Source organism: Mesorhizobium sp. M0217, from assembly GCF_040321955.1.
Classification (GTDB): domain Bacteria; phylum Pseudomonadota; class Alphaproteobacteria; order Rhizobiales; family Rhizobiaceae; genus Mesorhizobium.
Genome location: NZ_JAMYSN010000001.1, coordinates 69,128 through 93,505 on the forward strand (window position 1 = coordinate 69,128; position 24,378 = coordinate 93,505).

The 24,378-nt window shown below is 63.3% G+C and carries 21 protein-coding genes, 1 tRNA gene and 1 pseudogene; 6 read left to right on the forward strand and 17 right to left on the reverse strand.

Annotated features, from left to right (window positions below; translation table 11 throughout):
- The first annotated feature begins 96 nt into the window (after positions 1 to 96).
- On the forward strand, positions 97 to 1,551 hold the full coding sequence (locus NKJ18_RS00300) for an FAD/NAD(P)-binding protein (protein WP_352521934.1): 1,455 nt from the start codon (positions 97 to 99) through the stop codon (positions 1,549 to 1,551).
- Positions 1,552 to 1,631: 80 nt separating this feature from the next.
- Here the strand turns inward: NKJ18_RS00300 and NKJ18_RS00305 are convergent, their stop codons facing one another.
- The gene (locus NKJ18_RS00305; protein WP_023733276.1) at positions 1,632 to 3,227 is read right to left on the reverse strand and encodes an ABC transporter substrate-binding protein; all 1,596 of its coding nucleotides are present in this window, start codon (positions 3,225 to 3,227) and stop codon (positions 1,632 to 1,634) included.
- Between the two features lie 94 nt (positions 3,228 to 3,321).
- A complete protein-coding gene (locus NKJ18_RS00310) occupies positions 3,322 to 4,917 on the reverse strand; it encodes an ABC transporter substrate-binding protein (RefSeq protein ID WP_023733277.1) in 1,596 nt (531 codons plus the stop codon).
- A gap of 336 nt (positions 4,918 to 5,253) precedes the next feature.
- Between NKJ18_RS00310 and gcvA the strand changes: the two genes are divergently transcribed.
- Positions 5,254 to 6,264, forward strand: a complete 1,011-nt coding sequence (gene gcvA, locus NKJ18_RS00315) for a transcriptional regulator GcvA (RefSeq protein ID WP_352757612.1) — start codon at positions 5,254 to 5,256, stop codon at positions 6,262 to 6,264.
- Positions 6,265 to 6,270: 6 nt separating this feature from the next.
- Here gcvA and NKJ18_RS00320 read toward each other — a convergent pair whose 3' ends face one another.
- The 9 genes and pseudogenes from NKJ18_RS00320 to NKJ18_RS00360 form a co-directional block, all read right to left on the reverse strand.
- The gene (locus NKJ18_RS00320; RefSeq protein WP_352757614.1) at positions 6,271 to 7,131 is read right to left on the reverse strand and encodes an NADPH-dependent oxidoreductase; all 861 of its coding nucleotides are present in this window, start codon (positions 7,129 to 7,131) and stop codon (positions 6,271 to 6,273) included.
- Between the two features lie 51 nt (positions 7,132 to 7,182).
- Entirely contained in the window at positions 7,183 to 8,277 is a 1,095-nt protein-coding gene (locus tag NKJ18_RS00325; RefSeq protein WP_352757616.1) for an LLM class flavin-dependent oxidoreductase, read from the reverse strand.
- A gap of 74 nt (positions 8,278 to 8,351) precedes the next feature.
- A pseudogene (locus tag NKJ18_RS00330) lies at positions 8,352 to 9,705 on the reverse strand (LLM class flavin-dependent oxidoreductase).
- Positions 9,702 to 10,883, reverse strand: a complete 1,182-nt coding sequence (locus tag NKJ18_RS00335) for an acyl-CoA dehydrogenase family protein (protein WP_023701138.1) — start codon at positions 10,881 to 10,883, stop codon at positions 9,702 to 9,704. Before NKJ18_RS00335 ends, NKJ18_RS00330 begins: the two are co-directional and overlap by 4 nt.
- A 4-nt stretch (positions 10,884 to 10,887) precedes the next feature.
- A complete protein-coding gene (locus NKJ18_RS00340) occupies positions 10,888 to 11,229 on the reverse strand; it encodes a DUF3088 domain-containing protein (protein WP_023670853.1) in 342 nt (113 codons plus the stop codon).
- A 10-nt stretch (positions 11,230 to 11,239) separates the two neighbouring features.
- Positions 11,240 to 12,595, reverse strand: a complete 1,356-nt coding sequence (locus NKJ18_RS00345; protein ID WP_023701139.1) for an LLM class flavin-dependent oxidoreductase — start codon at positions 12,593 to 12,595, stop codon at positions 11,240 to 11,242.
- Positions 12,596 to 12,608: 13 nt separating this feature from the next.
- Complete coding sequence (locus NKJ18_RS00350) at positions 12,609 to 13,784, reverse strand: acyl-CoA dehydrogenase family protein (RefSeq protein ID WP_023670851.1); 1,176 nt, start codon at positions 13,782 to 13,784, stop codon at positions 12,609 to 12,611.
- Positions 13,785 to 13,808: 24 nt separating this feature from the next.
- Positions 13,809 to 15,248 (reverse strand): NAD(P)-binding domain-containing protein, encoded by a 1,440-nt coding sequence (locus NKJ18_RS00355; RefSeq protein ID WP_023701140.1) that lies wholly within the window; start codon positions 15,246 to 15,248, stop codon positions 13,809 to 13,811.
- 18 nt (positions 15,249 to 15,266) lie between these two features.
- Positions 15,267 to 15,539 (reverse strand): hypothetical protein, encoded by a 273-nt coding sequence (locus tag NKJ18_RS00360; RefSeq protein WP_352446302.1) that lies wholly within the window; start codon positions 15,537 to 15,539, stop codon positions 15,267 to 15,269.
- 19 nt (positions 15,540 to 15,558) lie between these two features.
- On the opposite strand from NKJ18_RS00360, the gene NKJ18_RS00365 reads away from it, so the two are divergent.
- Entirely contained in the window at positions 15,559 to 15,942 is a 384-nt protein-coding gene (locus tag NKJ18_RS00365) for a hypothetical protein (RefSeq protein WP_352757619.1), read from the forward strand.
- A 137-nt stretch (positions 15,943 to 16,079) separates the two neighbouring features.
- Here the strand turns inward: NKJ18_RS00365 and NKJ18_RS00370 are convergent.
- Positions 16,080 to 16,155, reverse strand: a tRNA-Ile gene (locus tag NKJ18_RS00370).
- Between the two features lie 134 nt (positions 16,156 to 16,289).
- On the opposite strand from NKJ18_RS00370, the gene NKJ18_RS00375 reads away from it, so the two are divergent.
- Positions 16,290 to 17,000: an SIMPL domain-containing protein gene (locus NKJ18_RS00375; RefSeq protein WP_023705824.1), complete on the forward strand. Its 711-nt coding sequence runs from the start codon at positions 16,290 to 16,292 to the stop codon at positions 16,998 to 17,000.
- Between the two features lie 258 nt (positions 17,001 to 17,258).
- On the opposite strand, the gene NKJ18_RS00380 is transcribed toward NKJ18_RS00375, so the two are convergent.
- Positions 17,259 to 17,603, reverse strand: coding sequence for a hypothetical protein (locus NKJ18_RS00380; RefSeq protein ID WP_023713887.1), 345 nt, complete (start codon positions 17,601 to 17,603; stop codon positions 17,259 to 17,261).
- 220 nt (positions 17,604 to 17,823) lie between these two features.
- Positions 17,824 to 18,270, reverse strand: coding sequence for a YcgN family cysteine cluster protein (locus NKJ18_RS00385; RefSeq protein ID WP_023672465.1), 447 nt, complete (start codon positions 18,268 to 18,270; stop codon positions 17,824 to 17,826).
- A gap of 202 nt (positions 18,271 to 18,472) precedes the next feature.
- On the opposite strand from NKJ18_RS00385, the gene NKJ18_RS00390 reads away from it, so the two are divergent.
- Positions 18,473 to 20,683, forward strand: a complete 2,211-nt coding sequence (locus NKJ18_RS00390; protein ID WP_023727443.1) for an OmpA family protein — start codon at positions 18,473 to 18,475, stop codon at positions 20,681 to 20,683.
- Between the two features lie 325 nt (positions 20,684 to 21,008).
- Positions 21,009 to 21,524, forward strand: a complete 516-nt coding sequence (locus NKJ18_RS00395) for a TIGR00645 family protein (RefSeq protein WP_023672463.1) — start codon at positions 21,009 to 21,011, stop codon at positions 21,522 to 21,524.
- A 130-nt stretch (positions 21,525 to 21,654) separates the two neighbouring features.
- On the opposite strand, the gene NKJ18_RS00400 is transcribed toward NKJ18_RS00395, so the two are convergent.
- From NKJ18_RS00400 to NKJ18_RS00410, 3 genes are all read right to left on the reverse strand, one after another.
- On the reverse strand, positions 21,655 to 22,521 hold the full coding sequence (locus NKJ18_RS00400; RefSeq protein WP_023705827.1) for an SDR family oxidoreductase: 867 nt from the start codon (positions 22,519 to 22,521) through the stop codon (positions 21,655 to 21,657).
- 119 nt (positions 22,522 to 22,640) lie between these two features.
- A complete protein-coding gene (locus NKJ18_RS00405) occupies positions 22,641 to 23,351 on the reverse strand; it encodes a helix-turn-helix transcriptional regulator (RefSeq protein ID WP_198020319.1) in 711 nt (236 codons plus the stop codon).
- Positions 23,352 to 23,359: 8 nt separating this feature from the next.
- Positions 23,360 to 24,232, reverse strand: a complete 873-nt coding sequence (locus tag NKJ18_RS00410) for a S1C family serine protease (RefSeq protein ID WP_023705828.1) — start codon at positions 24,230 to 24,232, stop codon at positions 23,360 to 23,362.
- Positions 24,233 to 24,378 lie beyond the last annotated feature (146 nt).

Sequence of the window (24,378 nt, forward strand, 5' to 3'; positions counted from 1 at the left end):
TTATTGTTTTTTGACATCGGGTTACGGGGAAGCACGATGGTCGCCGCCGAGGCGATGGGCTAGAGCCACGCACCGTCGGCGTCGCAAAGGTCCTTGATGCTTCATACCCCCTCCTCCCCGCCTTCGATCATCCCTCCGCGTTCGACCCCGCGCTCGATCATCATCGTCGGCGGTGGCTTTGCCGGCGCCCTTACCGCGATCAAGCTGCTCGATCGTTCGACTGAGCCGCTGGCGATCACCATCATCGAACGCCGGGCCCAGCTTGGTCGTGGCGTTGCCTACGGCACCGCCGATCCGCAACATCTCGTCAACGGCGCGGCGCGCATCTTCTCGCTGCATCCGGAGGACCCCGATCACCTCGTTCGCTGGCTCGAGGCGAATGGGCCGGAGCACGGCTGGACGCCGCCCGAGGATGTCCATGACTCCAGCCCGCCGCGTTGGCTGTTCGGCAGTTATGTCCAGTCGGAACTGACCAGGGCTGTCAGGGAAGCAGATCCGCGTTCCTTGCTGCGCCACATCAAGGCATCCGCCGTCGACATGCTGACCGGTCCGTCCGGAGTCTGCGTCGGCACCAGCGACGGCCAGCAATTGCTGGCCGATGAGGCCGTGCTGGCGACAGGTGTTTTTCAGAGCGAGCCGTCGGCCACCGAAGCACCAATCATCAACGATCACCGCTATGTCGCAAATCCCTGGGATTCGGCAGCACTGGATCGGCTCGCTGGCAGCAGGCAATTGCTGCTGATCGGCTCGAGTCTCAGCATGGTCGACTTCGTCGCCAGCATGGAGGCGCGCGGCTTCAAGGGCAGCTATCGCGTCGTGTCGCGGCGCGGACAGATCGTCGAGCCTCGGCGCAATACCGAAGCGTGGCGCGATTTTCTTGCCGGGCGGCCGCTGCCGAAAACCACGAGGGCGCTTCTTGCCTTGGTAAAGGCCGAACGCCGGGCCATCGAGGCCGCCGGGCTGGACTGGCAAGGGCTGCCTTTGACGATCCGGCCGTGGATCCTGGCTCTGTGGCAAGGCGCCACCGACAAGGAGCGCCTGAAGTTCGCACGCCATCTGCGCGCTTTCTGGGACGTCACCGCGCATCGAGCGGCGCCGCCGAGCTTTGAGCGCGTCGCACTGGCGCAAAGCCAAGGCCGTTGGGCGGGCGGCGCCGGACGGGTGCTGGCACTGCATCCGCGAGCCGGCGGCATTGTCGCCGAGATCCGCTGGCGCGATAGCGGCGCGGTCGAACGGCTGCGTTTCGACGGTGTCGTCAACTGCCGGGGCCATCAGGAGCATGACTGGCGGCGGATCGCCGATCCGTTTGTCCAGAGCCTGCTGGAGAACGGCATCGTCAGGCCGCATGCGACCGGGTTCGGCATCGACGCCACGCATGACGGCCAGGTGATTTCCGGCGACGGCAGGACCCACGGCAATCTGTTTGCCATCGGCCATCCGCTGCGCGGCGTCGCCTGGGAATCGAGTTCCATCGGCGAACAGCTGGCGCAAGCCATCGCCCTTGCCGGCCTTCTGGTCGGCTCCAGCCCAAGGCTGCGTGCTCTGGCCTGACCGTTCTGCACCTCAAGACCATAGAAACGAAAAGGGCCGCGTCGAGACGCGGCCCCTTTTCTTGCTGATGTCCGCCGGGTTCAGGCGTTCGGATCGATATATGCGTCTGCGAAACTGGCCGACAGGCCTTCAGCACCCGGCGCGTAATTCTTGACGGTCTTGCGGGCAATGATGATGGTCGGCGGTGCGATCAGATTGATGATCGGCAACTCGTCGGCGATGATCTCCTGGAACCTGAAGAACAGCTGCTTGCGCTTGGCCTCGTCAAGCTCCACCGATGCGGCCTCCAGCAGCCGGTCGACCTCAGGGTTCTCGTAGTGCGCGCCGTTGGAGAATGGCAGCCCGATCTTGATGTTCTTCGACCAGTAGAGCCGTTGCGCGCCGGCGCTGGGGTCAAAGATGTTGCCGCAGGATTCCGTCGACAGGTCCCAGGTGCGATCGGTGTAGATGGTTTTGACATAGGTGCCGAAGTCGAACTTCTGGATCTCGGCGTCGATGCCGATCTTGGCTAGCGCCTGTTTGAGGAAGTCAGCATAGCCCCATGGGTTGTAGGGGTTGTTGGTGAGCCTGAGCTTGAAGCGGATGCCGTCCGCTCCGCGCTTGAAGCCAGCCTCGTCGAGCAGTTTTTCCGATAGCGCCGTATCGACGGTCGCCGCCTTCACATCGGGATCGAAATACTTCTTGTTGACGACGCTGATCGGTGTCGGCGACACTTGGCCATAGCCGTAGAACACGATGGCATTGATCGCATCGAGATCGATGGCATGCGCGATTGCCTGACGGACCTTCTTCTCCTTCAGGATCGGGTTTTCCAGGTTGATGATCAGCTGGTGCAGCGGGCCGCTATAGGCAAAGACGGTGCTATCGACGACGAACTGCGGCAACGCCTTGAACCGCTCCAGATCGGCAAACGCCACCGGGTTCGGGCCGATGTCGACTTCACCCGTCTCGAGTGCCGCGGCGCGCGCGCCGGGATCGGTGATGAAGCGGAAGATGATCCGGTCGAGATAGGGTTTTGGCGCATCCCAATAGGTCGGGTTCTTCTCGACGATGATGTGGCTGCCCTTGACCCATTCCTTGAGCACGAACGGTCCACTGCCGATGATCTGCTCGAAGGACGGATCGTCCGCCGGCTTCAGCTTCTCGTAGATGTGCTTGGGCACGACGGGCGATTCCGTCGCGGCCAGCCCCGAGATCAGCGCGGCGGACGGTTTAGACAGTTTGATTTTCACCACATGCGGATCCGACGTGTCGACGTCGGTGACATTCTGGAAGGTGATGCGTCCACGCGGATGCGCTTCACGCAGTCGCGAGATCGAAAAGGCCACGTCTTGCGATGTCAAATCATGGCCGTCGCTGAATTTCACCCCCGGCCGCAGCTTGAAGACATATTCGAGCCCGTCATCGCTGATCGACCATTCGGTGGCCAGTTGCGGCCTTGGATTGAGGTCGTAGTCGTAGGCGAGCAGGCCGTCGAAAATCTTCGGCCCGATGGTGGCCGGTCCACCGGCGCTGGTGTTGATGGAAACGATCTGGTTGGGCTCGGGATAGTAGACGAAATTGAGCGTGCCGCCCGCCACCGGCTTGGCGTCTTCGGCAAAGGCCCCGGCAGGTAGGGCGGTACTCGCGCCGGCCAGCAGCAGGAACTGATTGAACAAGCGTCGGTTGATGGTCATGGTCGGTACTCCGCGTTTGCGCGATTTGTCTTTATGGGGAAAAGTCGGGATCGGTGGTTTCACGCACCGATCCAAGGCAAGGCAATCCGAGCGCCTATGCGTTTGGCGCGAGCCAGATCTGCGCGAAGCTGTTGTTGATGCCTTGCGCTCCGGGTGCGAAATCCCTGACCTTCTTGTTGGCAACAATCTGGGCACCGGCCGCAACGAGGTCGACCGACACCACGTCGTCATGGATGATGTGCTGGAACTTGTACCAGAGCTCGCGCCGTTTCGTTTCGTCGGGCTCGATTGCGGCGGCTTCGAGGATCTGGTCGACCTCGGGGTTCGCATAGTGGCTGGCGTTGGAGAAGACGAGGCCGATCTTGAAATTCTTCGACCAGTAGGCGCGCTGGACGCCGAGCGTCGGATCAAAGGTGTTCGACAGCGACTCAACCACCAGGTCCCAGGCGCGGTCGGTGTAGACGGTCTTCAGGAACGTCGACAGATCGAGCTTCAGGATCTCGGCGTCGATGCCGACCACTGCCAGCGACTGCCTGATGAAATCGGCATAGGACGCCGGCAGGAACGCGTTGTAGGCGAGCCGGAGCTTAAAGCGCGTGCCGTCGGCGCCGCGCGGATGGCCGGCATCGTCGAGCAGTTTCTCCGCCAGTTTGGGGTCGGGTTCGCGCGCCTTGATGCTGGGGTCATACCATTTGGGCAGTGCCGTGCTGATGGGACTTGGCGATACCTGCGCATAGCCATAGAGCGCAATGTCGACCAGCTTCTGCAGGTCGATCGCGTGGGCGATGGCCAGACGCACGTCGCGCTTGGTCAGGATTTCGTTCTCGTAGTTGAAGAACAATTGCTGCTGCGGGCCGGAATAGGCATAGGTGTTGGTGTCGACGACCAAAGCGGGGTTGGCCTTCAGCCGCTCGATATCGGCCAGCGGCACGGGATTGGCGCCGATATCGATCTCGCCGGTTTCAAGAGCCGCCGAGCGTGCCGCCGGGTCGAGAATGACATGCAGCACGACGCGGTCGAGGTAAGGCCTTGGCGCATCCCAATAGTTCGGATTGCGATCGAAGATCAGATGGCTGCCGGGCACCCATTCCTTGAGAACGAAGGGGCCGGTGCCGATCGTCTGTTCCAGCTTGGGCTGTTCTGCCGGCTTGAACGTTTCGTAGACATGCTTCGGCACGATCGGTGATTCCGAACTGCTCAGCGCCGTGATCAGATAGGGCGCCGGCTTCGAAAGCACGACAATGGCGGTGTGCGGATCGGGCGTCTCGACCGCTGTCACGTTCTGGTAGGTGATGCGGCCGCGCGGATGCGCCTCCTTCAGCCGGAAGATGGTGAAGGCAACATCTTCCGAGGTGAAGTCCTTGCTGTCATGCCACTTGACACCCTGGCGCAGCTTGAAGGTGTAGCGCAGGCCGTCATCGCTGATCGACCACTCCGTGGCCAGCAGCGGTTTCGGGGTGAGGTCGTAGGCGAAATCAAGCAGGCCTTCATTCACCTTGGGGCCGATCGCCTGGCCGGTGCCTGACGAGGTGTTGATGGCGATCAGCGACGTCGGATCGGGATAGTAGGCCCAGTTGAGCGTGCCGCCCTGAACGGGCGTGCCTTCGGCTGCAAAGGAAAAGCCGGGCAATGCGAAGCTCGCACCGCCAAGCAGCAAGAGCTGGTTGAAATGACGACGATTGACAGACATGGTCTTGGGCTCCGGAAAACGGATTGCATCCGGCGGCCGAACGCACTCCGGCGCCTCGACGCAATGATCCCTGCCGTCGCGCAAAACCGGAAGAATGATTTTCTATCGTCGGCCGAAAGCGCCGCTTTGCACGACTGGTTCATTCCAGGCCTGCGAAGCCGACCGACACCCAAATCGGTGCTGCCCGTCTTATTTCTACAAGAATAGTAGACATTGCGATTTTTTAGATTTCCGTTCCCGCTGGCGCGACGCTGCGGCAAACGAAATTTTCCGCCGCGCGCTTTGGCGCAAAGCCCGCCCTCGTCGCGCCGGGTCCGAACGTGTTGAATGCGCCTCATGGTTGATCTCATTCGCGCCAAACCGAGGAAGCTACGACCGACGCTGGCGAGACTTCCGCCGCTGACCTCGCTTCGCGCCTTTGTCGCAACCGCCCGCCATCTGAGCTTTACGCGAGCGGCGGAAGAACTCCATGTCACGCCCGCCGCCATCGGCCAGCAGATCCGCCTGCTGGAGGATCACCTGGGGCAACCGCTGTTCCAGCGCAACCGGGGCGAGCTTTTGCTGACCTCGGCCGGTCAGGCGCTGATGCCCGGGCTCACCGAGGCTTTCGACGTCGTTGTCGAATCCGTCGCGCGTATTTCCGGCGACGAGGAGGATGCGCCGATCAAGGTGTCGGTCGCGCCCTCCTTCGCCAGCAAATGGCTGATCCCGCGCCTCGACGCGCTGCGTGAGGCGGTGCCCGGACTCGAAGTACTGGTCGATGCATCGACAAGGCTTGCCGACTTTGCCAGCGAAGATATCGACTGTGTCATCCGCTACGGCTCGGGCGCCTATAGCGGCCTCATCACGGAACGGCTGTTCTCGGAAGCGGTGCTGCCTGTCTGCAGCCCCGAATTTGCCCGCACGCACGGCCTCTTCCGTGGACCGGAAGGGCTGCGTAACGCGCCGATCCTGCATGAGGACGGGCCGGAGCGCGATCCAAGTTGCCCCGACTGGAAGGGCTGGCTGCGATCCAACAGCCTGTCCGGCCGCCTTGTCGACGGCGGCATACGGCTTAGCCAGTCCTCGCTGGTGCTCGACGCCGCGGTTGCCGGCAAGGGCATCGGTCTCGGCAAATTCCGACTGGCCGAGCCCGACCTTGCCGCAGGGCGGCTGGTCAGCCCTTTCGGCTCGCCGCAGCCGGTCGAGTTTTCCTATTACTTCGCGACGACGCCACACAAGGCGAAGCTCGCGACCGTCGAGCGCTTCCATGGCTGGCTGAAGGCTGAGGCGCGAAGGGTTGGCGCACTCGACTTCACACCGCCGGCAGCACTGCCGGCGCGCATCGCCATCGTTGCTGCCGAATAGCCTTGGCTATTTAAGCTTGAAGCCCAGCGCCTTGAGCGCATCACCCAGGCGTTCACGGCCTTTCAGCGCCGCAGTGCTGCCGATGCGGTTCGACATCAGTTCGGTCCAGTCGACAACGGGCATCGACTGCTCTTGCTGAAAGGTGCGAAGCGTCAGGTTGTACGCTGCGAGATCGTCCTGATCGACGCCTGACTGATAGCGCTCGCGATGCAGCACAACACGCTGCGGCAGTCTGGGCTTGATGTCGGTCGCAGCCAGGAGATCGGGATAGCCAACGGTCAGGCCGAACACCGCCACGGTTTCCGGCGGCAGGCCGAGCTCTTGCGCCACGGCCTCAGGATGATTGCGGATGGCGCCGATGTAGCAGGAGCCGAGCCCGAGCGCATCGATTGCCACCACTGCATTCTGCGCGGCAAGTGCTGCGTCGATCACGGCCAGCAGAAAACTCTCCTGATAATCGAGCCCCTCGCCCGCCCGGCTGTTTGCCTCGGCAATGGCGCGCAGCCGTGACAGGTCGGCCAGCCAAACCAGCAGCAACGGCGCGTGCTCGATATGGCGATTGACCGCCGCCAGTCCGGCAAGCCGCGCCTTGCGCGCCGGATCCTCGACGGCGATGACGCTCCACGCCTGCAGATTGGACGAGGTCGGCGCCGACTGGGCGGCAGCGATGATCAGTTCGAGCGTCCCTTCGGGCAGAGGCCTGGCGAGATAGTTGCGGACCGAGCGATGTGAAAGGATCGCCTCGAGGGCTTCGTTCCAGTTTGCAGTGTTCGCCTCTTGCGGCGCCCGGTAACGCCGCCTTAGTGCTGCTTCACCGCGCAGGTCGGCGTCGGAAGGGCGGATGCTGAAAGCGGCCGGCTGTGGCATTGTCGTCCCTATTTGGCGATCTGGCTCGTTCGGTGTTCTGACAACCCCACGTCATTCAACAAACGCGGCTTGGACCCTATTGCGCAATAGCGGGAGCAACTGGTCGCCTTGCCGCTTGATCTCGGAAAGATACGGCGTGTCCGAGAGCACGAAATGCGTGATGCCCAGATCCCGGTACTTGCCGAGCGAACTGGCCACGTCGGCGGCCGAGCCGACCAGCCAGGTGGTGCCGGCGCCGCCGCCGCCATATTTGCCCGGCGCAGTGTAGAGATTGTCGTCCAGCACCTCGCCGCGCGTGTGCAGATCGAGCAGACGCTGCTGGCCTACCGCTACCGCCCGACCATGATCATTCCAGCCGGCGCCCTGGCCCTTTGCCATTTCGGCGACCTTCGCCTCGGCGTCCGTCCAGGCCTGCCCGGTGGTGTCGCGGACCAGCGTGGTGATCCGAAACCCGAATTGTAGAGGTGGGAGGTCCCGGTCAAGTTCCCGGCTCAAGGCCTTGAGCCGCTCGATCCGCTCCCGGACGCCGTCGAGCGGCTCGCCCCAGAACAGCTGGACATCGGCCTCGCTGGCCGAGACGCGCTCGGCCGCCTCCGACGCGCCGCCGAAATAGAGCCTGGGATGGCGACGGTTTCCACGGACAGGGATGCGGGGCATGACGGTAGACCCGGTGACCTTGAAGTGCTCGCCGGCAAAGGTGACGTTCTCTTCGGTCCAAAGTCTGCGAACCAGCCGCATGAACTCTCTGGTGCGGGCATAGCGATGGTTCTGCTCGCCTTCGCTGTCGCCATAGGCAGCGAGGTTGTCCTTGCCCGACACTATGTTGATACGCACGCGACCGCGGGTCAGCTGGTCGAGCGTGGCGACCGCGGATGCGAAGTGCGCTGGCCGCCAGTAACCCGGGCGGATCGCGATGAGCGGCTCGAAGGAGGTGGTCCGCGCGGCGAGCGCGGCGGCGACGGTAAACGTGTCGGGCCGGCCCCAGCCGGTACCGATCAGCGCGCCCTTCCAGCCGTGTTCCTCAAGCGCCTTTGCGTGGCTGGTCAGCGTCTCAAGGCTGTTGTGGTCCTCGACGGCCGGCTCGCCGCGGTGACCGGGATCGACCTGGTTCGGGATGTACCAGAGAAATTCGGGATCAGCGCTCATTGTCGGGCCTGTATTTTTGTCGGGCGTGGAGGTCAATGGCGGTACCTTCCGCGCCGTTATCGTTTGATGATCGTTCAATGGGTGGCCCCGAGCAACCCTGACGCCTTGTGCGGCTGCGGCGCGAAACGGCTTTCAGGCCTGATAAGGCCGAGATGGTCGCGCAGCGTGCGCCCTTCATAGTCGCTGCGAAACAGGCCGCGCGGGCGCAGGATCGGCACGACCGTATCGACAAAGACTTCCAGCCCGGTCGGCAGCACGTCAGGCATCAGGTTGAAGCCATCGGCGGCGCCGGCGACAAACCATCTTTCGATATCGTCGGCGATCTGCTCCGGCGTGCCGACAACGGTGCGGTGGCCGGTACTGCCGTTGAGCCCGGATCAGTTGGCGAACGGTGAAATCGTTGTTGCGGGCAAGTGCCAGCGTGGCCTTGAAGAAGGTGTGGCCGCCGTTGGGCGGCAGCGGGATGACGTCAGGCAGCTTCTCGTCGAGCCTCAGCCGCTCGCGGTCGATGCCGAGCACGCCCGACAGCCGCGTCAGGCTGTAGTCGAGCGGGATGCGGTCCCACAGTTCTTCCTGCCGCCGCTCCGCTTCCGCCTCGGTGCTGCCGATGATGGTGGCCAGACCGGCGAGGTTGAGCGGCACGCCGCCGCTTCTGCCATAGGCGACAGCCCGGGCCTTCAGCTCCTTTGCGTAGGCGAGCGCCTCCTCGAACGATTGCGACGCGGAAAACACCGCTTCGGCGTGGCGCGCGGCGAGCTCCTTGCCGTCATCGGAACCGCCGGCCTGGATGACCACCGGATGCCCTTGCGGCGAGCGCGGCACATTGTGCGGCCCATGCACCGAAAAATGCGCGCCCTCGTGCTCGATGGCGTGAACCTTGGCGGCATCGACGAAGCGCCCACTGGCGACGTCGCCGATGAAGGCATCGTCCTCCCAGCTGTCCCACAGCGCCTTGACTATTTCGGTGAATTCGGCGGCCCGCTCGTAGCGCCGGCCATGATCTATCGCGCCGGTCAGGCCGAAATTGCGGGCCGAGGCGGGATCGGCCGTGGTCACGATGTTCCAGCCGATGCGCCCGCCGCTGACATGGTCGAGCGTCGCGAAACGACGGGCGATGTTGTAGGGCTCGTTGAAGCTGGTCGATGCCGTCGCAATCAGGCCGATGCGCTCGGTCGCGGCGGCTATCGTCGCCAGCACGATGGTCGGTTCCAGCGATGTAATCGGCCGATAGTCGATGCGATCCGAAATTGCCGCCTGATCGGCAAGGAATATAGCGTCGAGCTTGGCGCGCTCGGCGATCTTCGCCACCTGCACATAGTGGTCGACGGTGAAGGCGGCATAGGGGTCGACCCCGTCCATCCGCCATGCCGCCGGCGAGAAGCCGGCGTGCAGGATGTTGACATTGAGGTGGAGCTGTCGGCCGCTCATCGAAAGACGCCGGGCTCGGGATAGGCGCCAGTCAGATACCAGGTGCCGACGGTGCGGGCCTTGTATTCGGCGGGGTTGTGCAAGGTGTGGATGCGCGCATTGCGCCAGAAACGGTCGAAGCCGTATTTGCGCACCGCCGAGCGCGCGCCCATCACCTCGAAGATCTCGGTGGTGACTTCGAGCGCGACATTGCCGGCCAGCACGTTGGCCGCGGCAACTGCAACCGCCGCTTCCCCGCGCTCTTGCTCGGTCAACGCCTTGCCGCGCGCGATCGCATGATCGATCGCCGCCGCAGCGCGATCAGCCAGCACCGTTGCCGCCCGCGTCTTGACCCAGAGCTCGCCATATTGCCGCTTGATCCATGGATCGTCGATGTGGCGCTCGACGCCGGAATACATCCACGGTCGCGAGCTGTTGAGCGTGTAGTCGCGTGCCGCTAGCAGTGCGCCCTGGGCGGTGCCGATGAAGACATTGAGCAGCACGCTTTGCTGCTGCAGCGGGCCGATGGTGCGGATCGGCAGCGACGCGTCGACCCAGCCGCGCACCAGTTCGTTGTCATGGATCCTAACATCCTTGTAGGCGACCTTGCCACTGCCGGTTTGCGTCTGGCCGATGCCGTCCCAGTCGTCGAGAATGGTGATGCCCTCACGATCCGCCGGGATGGCCGCGAACTTCCGCTCGCCGCTGACCTCGTCTTCCCAGGAGGTCGAAAGATAGTCGGCGACATGCGAGCCGGAGGCGAAGGGCTTGAAGCCGCTGACGATCGTCCACTCGCCATCCTTGCGGCCGAACAGCGTCTTGGAAAAGCTGTTGCCGGTGTTGCCCCAGAACCAGTCGCCCGCAGCCGAACGCCGCAGCAGATCGGCTGAGCGCGGTTCGTCCGAATTGAGCCTTGCGGCGATCAGCGCGCTGAAATGGTAGCCGTAGATGTGGCCGATCGAGCCGTCGACCTTGGCGAACTCGCGGCCGATCTTCAGCGCCGTCGAATAGGGTTCGCCGGCGCCGCCGAATTCCTTGGGAATGACGATACTGAGCAGGCCGCTCTCCTTGAGCAGGCGGATCTGTTCGACGGGCCTGCCGCCAAGCTGGTCGCGCTCGACCGCGTCGCGGGCAAAGATGTCGCGCAGCTCGACCGCCTTGGCGATCCATGGATTGGAGGTATCGGGATCGAAGCTCATCAGGTCACTCATGCAGATGCGGGAAGCCGTGGCGCTCGGCAAGCAGCGCAAGAATGCGCCTTGTGTCGTCGGCAAAGACCTTGCCCTTGGCGGTCGGTAGGTCGGCTGGCGGATCACTGCCGACGACCAGCACCGGCAGCGACTGGTGGCGTTCGCCGAGCGCATCGATCACCTTACCCCTCGGCCTTGCGAACGGCACGCGCTCGACGTCCAGCCTGGCAGCAAGATCGGGAAAGGCTGCGAGCAGCCCTTCGACCTTGTTGGAATAGGGGCAGACGAAGGTCTGGCCCGGATGCTTTGGGTCGGCGAAACCCGGCTGGATGAGAAAGAGCGTGTCGCGCGCCATCGGCTCATTCCTATTCCGCCGCCGCCGCGGCATGCCGCGAAAAACGGTTTGCCGGCCGCTTCAGGCCGAGATTGTCGCGCAAGGTGCTGCCCTCATACTCCCGACGGAACAGGCCACGGTGGCGCAGTTCCGGCACCACCAACTCGATGAAATCCTTCAAGCCGCCGGGCATGATCGGTGCCATGATGTTGAAGCCGTCGGCGCCGTAATTCTCAAAGCGCTCTTCCATCGTGTCGGCGATCTGTTGTGGCGTGCCGACCACCTGCCAGTGGCCGCGAGCGCCGGCGATGCGCAAATAGAGCTGCCGGATCGTCAGCTTCTCGCGCCGCGCCAGATCGATGACCAGCGCCTGCCGGCTCTTGCCGGCATTGGTCTCCGGCAGTTCCGGCACCGGCCCGTCGAGCGGATAGGCGGTCAGATCGAAGCCGCCGGCCAGCGCCGAGACCAGACCGAGGCCCACTTCCGGCTGGATGAGATCCTGCAGCTGTTCGAACTTTTCCTGCGCCTCGGCTTCGCTGCGGCCGACGACCGGAAAGATGCCTGGCAGGATTTTCAGATCATCCTCTGAACGGCCGTACTTACCGAGCCTGCCCTTGACGTCGGCATAGAAGGCGGTGGCTTCATCGAGCGTGATCTGCGCGGCGAAAATCGCTTCCGCGGTGCGCGCCGCCAGCTCCTTGCCGGGGCCGGACGCGCCCGCCTGGACGACGACCGGATGGCCTTGCGGCGTGCGCGGCGTGTTCAGCGGACCGCGCACCTCGAAGTGCTGGCCCTTGTGGTTCAGCACATGCAGCTTCTCCTTGTCGAAATAGCGCCCGCTCACTTTGTCGCGCGGGAAGGCATCATCCTCCCAGCTGTCCCACAGCCCAAGCACGACATCGGCGAATTCCTCGGCGCGATCGTAGCGGTCGCCGTGCTGGATATACGTATCGTGGCCGAAATTGAATGCCGCATCCGGATCGGACGAGGTGACGAGGTTCCAGCCGGCGCGCCCGCCGCTCAGATGGTCGAGCGACGCGAACTGGCGGGCCAGATTGTAGGGATCGGAATAGCTGGTCGAACCCGTGGCGATCAGGCCGATGTTGGTGGTCACCGCCGACAGCGCCGACAGCAGCGTGATGGGCTCGAACGGATAGACGCCGCTATGCGCCTTGCGGCTGGCAGCCTCGAGATTGCTCAGCCGCGCCGCGACGCCATCGGCAAAGAAGATCGCATCGAATTTGGCCGCTTCCGCGAGCCTGGCCAGTTCGACATAGTCGCCGAGGCTGGTCCCCTCGGCCGCCTGTGGATGGCGCCATGCCGCCACATGGTGGCCGGTGAAGAGAAGAAACGCTCCAAGCTTGAGCTTGTCCTTGCGCCTGGCCATTTTCCGCGCCTCCTCAGCGATACAACCCGCCGACCGGGAATTCCCCGGTCAGCAACCAGGTGCCGATGGTGCGCTTCTTGTATTCGGCCGGGTTGTGCAGCGTGTGCGTGCGCACATTGCGCCAGAACCTGTCGTAGCCATTGGCCTTGGTGGCCGAGCGGGCGCCCATCACCTCGAAAACCTCGCTCGATGCGTCGAGACCGATTTGCCCGGCATAGACATTGGCGGTGGCAAGGTCGATCGCAGTCTGTCCGCGCTGCTCCAGGGTCAAGGCCTCGCCCTTGCCATAGGCGGCATCGAGGCTGCGCGCCGCCACATCGGCGAGTTCGGCGGCAGCCAGCGTGCGGATATAGAGATCGCCATATTTGCGCTGAACGAACGGATCATCGGTGTGGTTCTCATAGCCGGAATAGACCCAGGGTCGCGATTGCGAGACCGTATAGTCGCGGCCTTCGCTCAGCGCTCCTTGCGCGCTGCCGACGAAGAGGTTGAGCAGGACCGCCTGCTGGAAGAGTGAAATCAGCGTCTGGAACGGCGTCAGCGGCACGGCGGGCGAGCCGATCAGTTCGTCATCACCGATATGCACATCCTTGAACGTGACTTTACCGGAACCCGTCTGCCGCTGGCCGACGCCATCCCAGTCATCCTCGATGACGATACCTTCACGATCGGCCGGGATCGCAGCTGCCAGGCGGTCCTGGCCGTCTTCCCATGCCACCTGGATATAGTCGGCGATGTGCGAGCCGGAAGAGAACGGCCGGAAGCCGTTCAGGATCCAGCCCGAGCCGTTGCGCCTGGCCGTAGAGGTCTTCGACATGGCGTTGCCGGAATTGCCCCAGACCCAGTTCTCGCGGGCCGAGCGTGTCAGCAGTTGGTCCTTCTGCGCGTCCGTACCGCGAAATAACACGCCGTTGAGCGGCAGATGATGGTAGCCGTAGAGATGGGCTAGCGAACCATCGGTGCGGGCAAATTCGCGCACGACGCGCAGCACCGACAGCCAGGGCGCGCCCTTGCCGCCATAGTTTTTGGGAATCTGCGCCGACGGCAGTCCACTTTCCTTGAGCAGGCGGATCTGCTCGACCGGTCGTCCACCAGCCTTGTCGCGCGCCACCGCATCGCGATCGAAGATGGTGCGCAGCTCGACCGCCGTGGCGACGAACGGGTCGGAAAGGTCAGGGCTGAAGGTCATCGGCGTTTGTCCATGGAAATGCGTCTATTCCGCCGCAATGGTCTGTGCCGGTCGCCAGACGGCAGAGGCGTAGGCCTCCTCCCCGAACTCGGCCGGATGGCTGCCGGTTATCCGGCTCTCATGGCTGTCGAGATCGGCAAGGAAGAGATCGCGGCTGATGCGGGCGACGACAGCCGGCACGTCGCGCCTGATAGAGGGAACATCGCCGATCGGCAGGCCGAAACTGACGAAGCCGCCTGGATTGAAGACGTGGATGTTCCTCAGGAACGGCGCCTCCCCCAGCGCTTTCTCGAGGAATTCATGGCCGAGGCCGAGATAGGGATGGGCGCCGAAAAATTCATCCAGTTCGCCTTCCGCCGGCGCGTATTGGTCACGCCACAGCCGGATCGAGGCGGCGAAATTGCTAAATTCCGGCTTGCGCGTCGGGTCGGCGAAATAGCCGGTGCCGGCGATGACGAAGTCGAAAGCGAACGTCTCGGCGCCGATGTCGGTGACGACCTTGCCGCCGTCGATATCCGCATTCGTCCAGGGGGCACCGAGATGCAGGTGGAAATTCTTGTGCCGCACTACCCGCTCCACGGCATCGGGCGGTGGCGTCGAACCGGCCTCGCGGAAGCGCAGTGCCTGGCGCCAGCGCACCGGATCGGGCAAGCGCGGATAGTTGTCATAGGCGCCGGGATAACCCCGCACGCGGTTGATCGGCACGCTGGCGATACTGGTGCGCCGCGCGAACAGGCGCACCGATTGCGCGCCGGCCTCAAGGGCTGTCCCCGCCGCATCGAATGCCGAAGCCGCCGACCCGACGACAGCGACCGCTTTGCCCTTGAGCGAGGCAAAATCGATTGCTGCAGAACTGTGTGCGACAAAGCCCTGGGGCAGAGCAGCGAGCACCGCCGGTATCATTGGACCGCCGCTGCCGCCAAAGCCATTGGCCAGAATGATCTTCCGCGCCGTTTCGATCAATGGCGTGCCGCCGGCATCGAGGTGGAGGCGAAGATACCCGTCAGCCGGCTCGATGCGAAGGAGACGCGTGCCGTAGCGAATGCCAATGCCGAGAAAGTCGCGATACCATTTCAGGTAATTCGCCCAATCCGTCCGCGCGATGCGGTCGAAGCCTGCATAGGCTTCGGCACCATGGCGCGCTTCGTACCAGGACTGAAAGCTCAGGCCCGGCAGGCCGAGTTCCGGTCCCGGCAGGCCCTTTGGTGTTCGCAGCCGGTTCATCCGCGCATGCGTGAGCCAGATGCCGGCCTTGCCCTCATCCGGCGCCGCATCGATGACCGTGACCTTGCCGATGCCGGCCCGCCTCAACGCGAAGGCGAAGGTCGCGCCCGTCTGCCCGCCGCCAACGACAAAGACATTGTGGTCGATGCCCTCCCGATCCGGCACCCAATTTTGCGGATCGGGACCGATCAGTCGAAGTGTTTCGCGGGCGTCGTGATCTGGATCGGACGGTAAGGCCATTTCGGTCCTGGCTGAAGTTCAAGCGTTACACCAAACTCCGCCCCGGTCGGCAAACAGTCCAGAAATGTCTGCTTTGATTGCCCGGTAGTTTTTTTCACTTGCATCCAACGGCACAATCGGAGCGTCACCGGGCTGCTGCCGGATATTCGGCACCACCTGCAATCCGTGATGACAAGCGAACAATTGGCGCGCAGGGCTGACATAATCTGAACGCTCGGTTGCCCGCGTCGGATTCCGCTGCAATTCTTGCCCGTTGAAAGGAGTACGCTGCGTTTCCGACACTTCACCCAAGTAGGGGTCGAGCCCACGTGTGGAAAAACGCGTCATGCACCCGAAAGGAGACCTCGAGGACTTCGATTGGTGGCGGCTCTCACCACGCCTTGAGCTGCACCGGCGTCAAGTACACGGCGCCGTCGCGGTCGCGATTGAGATCTATTTCAAAGCACGACCGATGGAAAACGATGCGGTTGGGGATATTACCGATTACCATTCTCATGATTTCCTCAGCCTTTACCTGTCCGGGCTGGGTAAGAGAATTCTGTCGGAATTGGCTGCCAGATCCGCACAGATCAACCGAACTGGCAAGCGCATTTTGAGACGCGGCCGAGTTCAGAACCCGCCTAATTGCACGTCGTTGCCGCCGATTGCCGCAGGCATCCTTGCAGGGTATTTCGAACCCAGGGGCTTGAGCTAGGTGTGACAGTGCCATCAACGAGACGGAGAAAATTGACGAACGGGCCAAAACCAGTTTGCCCAGAAGCCATAGATTTACCCGATAACGCTCAATTCAAACTCAAATAATTAGGCGTAAGGTATTGATATATAATAAACTGGTGGGCCCGGAGGGACTCGAACCCCCAACCAAGCGGTTATGAGCCGCCGGCTCTAACCATTGAGCTACAGGCCCCACGCGCGCTGGATTAGTGTTTTTCCTTGCGCGGCACAAGGCTTTCCGGACGGGCTGGCCGAGATCGCCCAAATCAGCCCATATTCGCGCCCTAGTCGACAGGCGCGACTGGATCGCACATCGAGGAGATTTTCATGACCAGACATATTTTGCCGCTCGCACTTGCCGCCGCGATCGCTTTTCCGGCGATGGCAAGCGCTGCCGATTCGCTGCCCCCGCCCCGGATCATCGTGTCGGGTGAAGGCCAGTCGACCGTGGCGCCCGACCTGGCGCTGCTGACGCTCAGCGTCATGCGCGAGGCCAAGACCGCACGCGCGGCACTCGACGCCAACAACGACGCCATGGCCGCCGTGATCGCGGCAATGAAGTCGGCAGGGATCAAGGATCGCGACCTGCAGACCGCCGGCATCCAGATCAACCCGCGTTACAATTACACCAACAAGCCCGACGGCAGCCAGGAAGCCGAGCTTGTCGCTTACCAGGTGACCAACACACTCTCGGTGCGCATTCGCGACATCGACAAAACAGGTGAGGTTCTCGACAAGGCTGTGTCGCTCGGCGTCAACCAGGGCGGCGGCATTTCGTTCTCCAACGAGGATCCGAAGGCTGCCGTCACCGAAGCCCGCAAGAAGGCGGTCGCCGATGCCATGGCCAAGGCCAAGACGCTGGCCGAAGCCGCCGGCGTCAGCATCGGCCGGGTGCTGGAAATCACCGACCAGAACGTTGCGCCGGCGCCGATGCCGATCAATGCCAAGGCCTTCGATGCGGCAGGCGCCGCGGTTCCCGTGCAGGCCGGCGAGAATGCCTACGCCGTGCAGGTAACAGTGACATTCGAGCTTAAGTAGCAGGCCGCCGGGCCGGGTGCGGTTCTGCTGAACCCGTCGGCCGGAACCGCTATCGCCGACATGAAAAACCCCGGAGGACTGGCCTCCGGGGTTTTTTCGAGCCGCACCCTTCCGCGGAGGGAAAGGGGCTCCTGGCTGACCCTAGAAGGGTCATGCCGCTACTCCAGGCTGATCCTCGCGGAGGAACATGCCTCCGGATCGACCTTCGCAGAAGGTCGTATCCCAGACTGATCTTCGCAGAAGATCAGTCTGGTTCTGTTAGCGATAAATAACCGGGCAGCCGCGCTCATTGGCGAACACGATCACAACGCGATCGCCATACTGACGGCCGGCGACCTTCACCACGCGGCGATTGACATCGACGATGCGGACGCGGTGCAGGCCCATGCGCTCGGCCTTGTCGAGGGCGCGATCCGGCGAGCAGCGGCGCCAATTGCGGTCACGGCGAAAGCCGTCCTCATCGTCGCCGGTGTAGACGCCGACGCGGCGGTCATGGTTGTTGCCGAAGCCGAGATAGATCGAGTCCGCCTGGGCGGGCACTGCGGCAAGCGTGCCGAGAGCTACGAGACCCGAAAGGGCTGCCGTCTTGAATGAGTTGAACATTGTCTTCTCTCCTTGTTGAGGGCTTGCGCCCGTCTTGGTCGAACCGATGGGGGGAGAATGCTCCTTGCAATCTGAACTCTTCGCGAACCGGCCGTTCATTTTCGGTTAATCTGCCCGACAGGTTGAAAGCAACCGCCCCTTCCACCGCTGCAAACGATCCTGACCGTCAAAAACGTCCAATGGCGCAGAACGCCCTATGGCAGCGTCCGTTCCAGAATGCTCAGGGCTCGTCATCGAGCATATAGTCGAAATAGTCGTCCGGCTCGGCCAGATCGGTCTCACTGGCGCGGACGCGGCCGCGCATGGAGATGCCGGCATCATGAACAGTCTCGGCACTTCCCGACACCAGCCTGTGCCACCAATAGAGGTCGTGCCCCTCGGCAACCAGCCGGTAGGCACAGGTTTTCGGCAGCCACGTGATGGTGCGCACATTCTGCGGCGTCAGCCCGACACAGTCCGGCACGCGCGCCAGCCGGTTGGCATAGTCCGAACAGCGGCAGCTTTGCCCATCGAACAGCCGGCAGCCGACTGATGTCCAGTAGATCTCGCCGGTATCCTCGTCCTCGAGTTTAGACAGGCAGCATTTTCCGCAGCCGTCGCACAGCGATTCCCACTCGGTGGGCGTCATCGCTTCCAGCGTCTTGGTCTTCCAGAACGGCGTTTCCATTATGGGTCGAGATGTGGCCTCCGCATGCGGCAAGGTCAAGCTGTTGTGTGACTTCAAATTCCGGCCGCACCATAGGAAAAACATGAAGTTGCCTTCAAAACGCCGGTCAATCGTCCTTGGGTGCGGGTAATGCCCGCAAACCGGAACCAATCCGGTCAAGGACAGTTTGGGCAGGGATGGGACCCCACAAGGAGAATTTAAGATGAAACGCCAACCACGGGTACTGGCAGGTACGGCACTTGGCCTGCTTATGGCATCCGCGCCGTTGGGCGCATCCCCGTTGCAGGGCAACGCCGTTTTCGGCCCCTTGCAGCACACGGCCGCGCCACTGATCCTGGTCCAGGACGACCCTGCTGCAGATGGTCAGCAGACCGACCAGGAACTGCCGCGCAAAAAGAAACGCCAGCAGGCCGAACAGGCAGCGCCGGCCGCCGAGCAGCCTGCACCGGCTGCAGAGCAACCCGCCCCTGCCGCCGAGGAACAACAGCCGCGCAGGAAGAAGCGGGATCAGCAGCAGACCGAGCAGGCCCCGGCCGAACAGGCCGCACCTGCCGCCGAGGAACAGCAGCCGCGCAAAAAGAAGCGCAATCAACAGCAGCAGATCGAGGCGGCGCCTGCGGATGAGGGCGGCGCCCAGGCAGCGCCGGCGACCGATGAGCAGCCGCTCAAGCCACGCAAGAAGAAGCGTGACCAGCAGCAGATCGAGGCAGCACCGGCTGAACAACCGGCCGAACAGGTAGCTCCGGCAAATGAAGAACAGCCGCTAAAGCCACGCAAGAAGAAGCGCGACCAACAGCAGATCGAAGCGGCGCCCGCTGAACAGCCGGCCCAGCAGCCTGCCGAGCAGGCAGCGCCCACCGAACAGGTGGCGCCGGCAAACGACAACAAGTCGGGCAAGAAAAAGCGCAAGCAGGATCAGCAGATTGAGGCCGCGCCTGCCGACAAAGCGCCAGACGTCAAAGTTGCGCCTGCCGGAGAGCCCGCGCCGCAGGCCGAGCCGATTCAGCCCCCGGCCGATCAGCAAGCGGCTCCCGCCGAAGGTGAACAGCCGAAGGATCAGGCGAAAAAGCACGGCAAAAAAACTGTCGGCGAACAGCCGGTGACGGGCGAACAGCAGCCTGCGACCGGTGAACCACAGCCTGCGGAGCAACCGGCCAATGCCGAGCAGCCAGCGCAAGGTGAGACGCCGGCGCAAGGCGAAGCCACGGCCAACCCCGACGAAGCACCCATCCTGGACAGCCAGAAGGATGCCAGGCGCAAGCACCGCAAGGACCAGGGCGGCAACAGCCAAAATGGGAACGGCCAAAATGGGAACGGCCAGAATGGGAACGGCCAGAATGCTGGCGGCCAGACGGGCGAGCAGCCCGCGCAGGGCGGCACCGAGGCGCAAGCCCCGAAGCCGGCTCCGGTCGACCAGGGACCGCCGCCCACCGACGACAAGTCAGCTCAGCAGGCAATTCAGCCAGAAAAGATCGCCCCGGTGACGGAGGAAAAAGGCAAACGCGTCGAGCGTGCACCCGATGAGAACGTCCGCGACCGCCGGCGTCCGAAAGGCGTCGACGTCGTCAAGGAACTCGGCGACCGCGTCATCCTGCAGTTCAACAACCAGACGATCGTGGAAAGCAATGACGCTCCGCGCATGCACCGCGGCGCCAGGAATGTTTACTATGAGGAACTGTCGGGCGATCGCTCTCGGGAAATCGTCGAGCGCGACAATGGCATCCAGATCGTCACCATCCGCAACCGCAATGGCGACGTCATCAGGCGATCGCGCATCACGCCGGATGGGCACGAATATGTGCTGAGCTATGTCGACGAGCGCAGCTATGACGACGACAATGACTGGCGCGATCCCGGTGACGACCTGCCGCCGATGCGGCTCACCATCCCGCGCCGCGAGTACATCCTCGATTCGGAAGATGTCGAAAGCCCGGACGATTATTACGAGTTCCTCGAACAACCGCCGGTGGAGAAGGTCCAGCGCCTCTATTCCATCGACGAAGTGAAGCGTTCGGCGCGCGTGCGAGACATTGCCCGTCGCGTCGACCTCGACACATTGAACTTCGAGTTCGGCTCGGCCTCGATATCCGACACCGAAGTGCAGAAACTGGAAGGCGTCGCCACGGCCATGGAGAAACTGTTGAAGAAGAACCCGGCCGAAACCTTCCTGATCGAAGGCCACACCGATGCGGTTGGCACGCCGGAGGCAAACCTTGCTCTGTCCGACCGGCGCGCTGAGTCTGTCGCCGAAGCGCTGACCAATGCCTTCGGCATCCCGCCGGAAAACCTGACCACTCAGGGCTATGGCGAGGAATACCTCAAGGTCAACACCACGGCGCCCAACCGCGAGAACCGCCGCGTCGGCATCCGTCGCATCACCTCGCTGGTGGCACCGGTGGCGAGTAACAATTGATCTGCTTTCCAATGGCTTGAGCAGCTTTCTGGAATCAGATCAACAACAAGGACCCATCCCGGCAGACCGGGATGGGTCGAGCTGCGGACAGCAATCCCGGTTCAACAAGAATTGTATTGGTATTAGAACCGGCTCATTGAATAGAGCGGCCGCCCTCCCCAGATTCGAGGCTGGGCGTTCCCTGCCCCGTCCCGACTCCAGCGGGATGCATTGAACCCCGCCGGCCCTCCCGGCGGGGTTTTTTGCGCCGCAATTTGCCTTGCAAACCGCGGCAAGCTGACCGAAATACCCCAGTCGACCTCAGAAAGCTGACCGGAACCGCTGCATGAAACGTCTCGAACTCGCCATCGAATCGATCATCCTCGCCTCACGCTGGCTGCTGGTGGTTTTCTACATCGGGCTGGCCCTGGCGCTCGCCGTCTATGCGCTGTCCTTCGGCAAAAAACTCTACGAGTTCGTCATGGTCGCCTTCACACTCGACGACACCGACACCATCCTGAAGATGCTCGGCCTCATCGACGCCGCACTTGTCGCCTCGCTGGTGGTGATGGTGATCATCTCCGGCTACGAGAATTTCGTCAGCCGCTTCGACGACCAGGATGGCGGTGTGCACTGGCTGGGTACGATCGATGTCGGTTCGCTGAAGGTCAAGGTCGCCTCGACCATCGTCGCTATTTCCTCGATCCACCTGTTGCAGGTGTTCCTGAATTCGTCTTCCTATACGATCGACCAGCTGATGTGGCTGACCATCATCCACCTCGCCTTCGTCGTTTCGGCGCTGATGCTGGCCTATATCGACCGGCTGATGGGACTGAGCAAAGGCAAGAAGGGCGAGGAGTGATGAGCCCCTTTCTCCCCGTTCATGGGGAGGTGAGGCTGGTCCGCACAGCGGGCGAAAAGCCAATTGCTTGGTTTTTCGAACAACGCCGGCAGGTGGATGAGGAAGCAGCGCCGTCGGCCCGTGATTTCCGTCAGTAGATGCTTTTGACGTTCGTCGGCGAATTGGCAAATACCGCGTCCGGCACGAAAAAGTCTCCGGCCAGCGGCCCGGTCGCGCCTGGCGCGTAGGCCGCGAAATCGGTCACGCCCTCGGCCCGCAGCACCTCTTCATCGATGTAGAAATTGCCTGATGTCTCGCGCGATGGCCGCAGGAAGATGGCGTGTGCGGCATCGGCCATGATGTCGGGCAAGCGGCTCATCGCCGCGACCGTCGCGCCACCGAGCAGATTGCGCACCGCCGCCGTGTCGATGGTCGAGATCGGCCACAGCGAATTGACCGCGATGCCGTCCTTGGCAAACTCGGCGCTCATCCCCAGCGTGCACATCGACATGCCGAACTTGGCCATGGTGTAGGCGACGTGGTTCTTGAACCATTTGGCCTTCATATCGAGCGGCGGTGCCAGATTCAGAATGTGAGGATTCTCAGCCAACTTCAGGTGCGGAATGCACATTTTCGACACCAGGAAAGTGCCGCGCGTGTTGATCTGGTGCATCAGATCGTAGCGCTTCATGTCGGTCTCCAGCGTGCTGGCGAGCTGGATGGCGCTGGCATTGTTGACGCAAATATCGATGCCGCCGAACTTTTCGACGGTCTTGGCAACCGCCTCGGCCACCTGCGCCTCCTCGCGGATGTCGCACAAAACAGGCAGCGCCTTGCCGCCGGCCTGCTCGATCTCCTCAGCTGCCGAGTAGATCGTGCCCGGCAGCTTCGGGTGCGGCTCGGCGGTCTTGGCCGCGATCGTCACATTGGCGCCGTCGCGCGCAGCGCGCAGCGCGATCGAAAGACCGATGCCGCGCGACCCGCCGGAGATGAACAGCGTCTTTCCCTTGAGCGACATGTCTTGGCACCTCCCTTGCTACATCACTGACGCGAACCATTGCGCGGCGGCAATGCACTGCGCAAGGCCTCGGCAGCCTGCAACGGGTTACGCAACGTAGGCTCAAACGGAAAAGGGGGTTAGACCAGCACCAGGCCCTGCCGCATCGCGATCGCGATGGCATCCGTGCGGTTCGCAGCACCCAGCTTGATCAGGATCGCGGCGACGTGGAACTTTGCCGTATGCACGGAGATGTTCAGCCGCCGCGCGATCACCTTGTTGGGCGCGCCTTCGGCGAGCAGCGCCAGCACTTCCGTCTCGCGCGGTGACAGCGCTGGTCGGAGGGCGGCGCCGTCGTCAAAAGATTCCTCGCCAAACAGCCCGCTATCGGTTTCAGTTCCGCTCGCTATGTGATCGAAACCGCCATGACGATCCGGCGTCGAACGCCCATCCCTTGACACCCGGTAGCCGGCCGCCGCCAGTCTGACGGCAGCCGCGATCAGATTCGCATCCGACGCCAAAGGCAGCACGGCAAGCACCCGGTTTTCCGGCCGGCCAGCGCTCGCGGATAGCAGCACCCGTGGGATTGCGCTGTTGCCACCATCGGCCCGATCGAGCCAGGCCGCACTGTTCGCAACAGCGTCATCGACGACAGCGACGTCGACAATCCCGCTGCCGGCCACGACCGGAAGCAGATCGTCCGCCATCGCAAGCGAAGCCGACAGGCGCTCGGCACGCGCGGCATCGTGCAGCGCGATCAGCACCACGAGCTGGCGTCCGCCGCCCGCCACCTCCGGCCCACCCGCCTCCGATCCACTCGCCTCCGGCCTTGTCAGCGTCTCGCTTTCCATCGGCCCTCTCAGCTCAGCGGCTTTTCACCGACGGTCAGCGCGACATCGCGCTGCTCGCCGCCGCGCACCACGCCGAGCGTCACCGCGGCACCCGCGCTATCCGGCCCGAGCTTTCGGATCAGTTCGCGCGGGCCGTGCACGGCCTCGCCATTCCACGCCACGATGATGTCGCCCAGCGCAAGGCCGGCGGCCTTGGCCGGACCATTGTCGTCGAGGCTCATGACCATGGCGCCGCGCGCCGCGCCGTCACGGATCGGGTGCAGGCCGGCGCCGAGATAGCCGCGCGCGACATGGCCCTTTTCACGCAGCGTCGCCACGGCCCGCTCGACCGTCTCATAAGGCATGACCAGCGCACGACCACGCGGCCCGAACAGCAGCATGCCGATCAGCGCGCCCTTGGCGTCAAGCACCGGCCCGCCCTCGAAACGGCCGCCGGCATTGACGGCGAGATTGATGCGCCGATCGATGGTGCCGCCGCGCATCGAGCGCCAGGCGGGGCCGACCTCGCCGACCGAACCCGAGACGGCCAGCGCCGAACCCTGACTGCTGCCGATGGCGATGGCAAGATTGCCGGGCCGTACCGCGTCAGCCTTGGCGAGCGCAGGCGCCGCGACCGCGCCGGCCGGCTTCAGAAGCGCTACGCCGGTCGACGGATCGCGACCGACCAGTTCGGCCTTCACCGCTTCGCCCGAAGCCAATGTCAATTCGATCTCCTCACCGGCCTCGACAGCTTCCTCGGCGGTGACGAAATAGCCGTCACGCCAGTGGAAGGCGCTGGCGGTGCGATGGTGATGGGTGGTGAAACTTGCCGTTGCCGGCGCAGCCTTGGCGGCGAGATCGGCGATGGCCTCGGAAAATGCATTAAGGTTGAAGTCACTCATGATGATCTCCTGGGTTTTCTCATGCCCCAGATATCGCTCGGCAGTGCGCCCGGAGGTACTCGTCTGACGGCTAGTTACTGGTTTGACTGGCCATCTGGTCAGGTCGCGGCAGTTCGAGCCGCTCCGCACATATAGTCATCATCGCG

Coding starts and splice junctions, on each gene's coding strand:
- NKJ18_RS00350 (WP_023670851.1), bottom strand. CDS start 13,784: ATGACCTTCAGCCCTGACCTTTCCGACCCGTTCGTCGCCACGGCGGTC.
- NKJ18_RS00340 (WP_023670853.1), bottom strand. CDS start 11,229: ATGGCGCGCGACACGCTCTTTCTCATCCAGCCGGGTTTCGCCGACCCA.
- NKJ18_RS00410 (WP_023705828.1), bottom strand. CDS start 24,232: ATGAGTGACTTCAACCTTAATGCATTTTCCGAGGCCATCGCCGATCTC.
- NKJ18_RS00320 (WP_352757614.1), bottom strand. CDS start 7,131: ATGCCACAGCCGGCCGCTTTCAGCATCCGCCCTTCCGACGCCGACCTG.
- NKJ18_RS00380 (WP_023713887.1), bottom strand. CDS start 17,603: ATGTTCAACTCATTCAAGACGGCAGCCCTTTCGGGTCTCGTAGCTCTC.
- NKJ18_RS00390 (WP_023727443.1), top strand. CDS start 18,473: ATGAAACGCCAACCACGGGTACTGGCAGGTACGGCACTTGGCCTGCTT.
- NKJ18_RS00405 (WP_198020319.1), bottom strand. CDS start 23,351: ATGGAAAGCGAGACGCTGACAAGGCCGGAGGCGAGTGGATCGGAGGCG.
- NKJ18_RS00305 (WP_023733276.1), bottom strand. CDS start 3,227: ATGACCATCAACCGACGCTTGTTCAATCAGTTCCTGCTGCTGGCCGGC.
- NKJ18_RS00325 (WP_352757616.1), bottom strand. CDS start 8,277: ATGAGCGCTGATCCCGAATTTCTCTGGTACATCCCGAACCAGGTCGAT.
- NKJ18_RS00335 (WP_023701138.1), bottom strand. CDS start 10,883: ATGAGCTTCGATCCCGATACCTCCAATCCATGGATCGCCAAGGCGGTC.
- NKJ18_RS00300 (WP_352521934.1), top strand. CDS start 97: ATGCTTCATACCCCCTCCTCCCCGCCTTCGATCATCCCTCCGCGTTCG.
- NKJ18_RS00345 (WP_023701139.1), bottom strand. CDS start 12,595: ATGGCCAGGCGCAAGGACAAGCTCAAGCTTGGAGCGTTTCTTCTCTTC.
- NKJ18_RS00310 (WP_023733277.1), bottom strand. CDS start 4,917: ATGTCTGTCAATCGTCGTCATTTCAACCAGCTCTTGCTGCTTGGCGGT.
- NKJ18_RS00395 (WP_023672463.1), top strand. CDS start 21,009: ATGAAACGTCTCGAACTCGCCATCGAATCGATCATCCTCGCCTCACGC.
- NKJ18_RS00385 (WP_023672465.1), bottom strand. CDS start 18,270: ATGGAAACGCCGTTCTGGAAGACCAAGACGCTGGAAGCGATGACGCCC.
- NKJ18_RS00375 (WP_023705824.1), top strand. CDS start 16,290: ATGACCAGACATATTTTGCCGCTCGCACTTGCCGCCGCGATCGCTTTT.
- gcvA (WP_352757612.1), top strand. CDS start 5,254: ATGGTTGATCTCATTCGCGCCAAACCGAGGAAGCTACGACCGACGCTG.
- NKJ18_RS00400 (WP_023705827.1), bottom strand. CDS start 22,521: ATGTCGCTCAAGGGAAAGACGCTGTTCATCTCCGGCGGGTCGCGCGGC.
- NKJ18_RS00355 (WP_023701140.1), bottom strand. CDS start 15,248: ATGGCCTTACCGTCCGATCCAGATCACGACGCCCGCGAAACACTTCGA.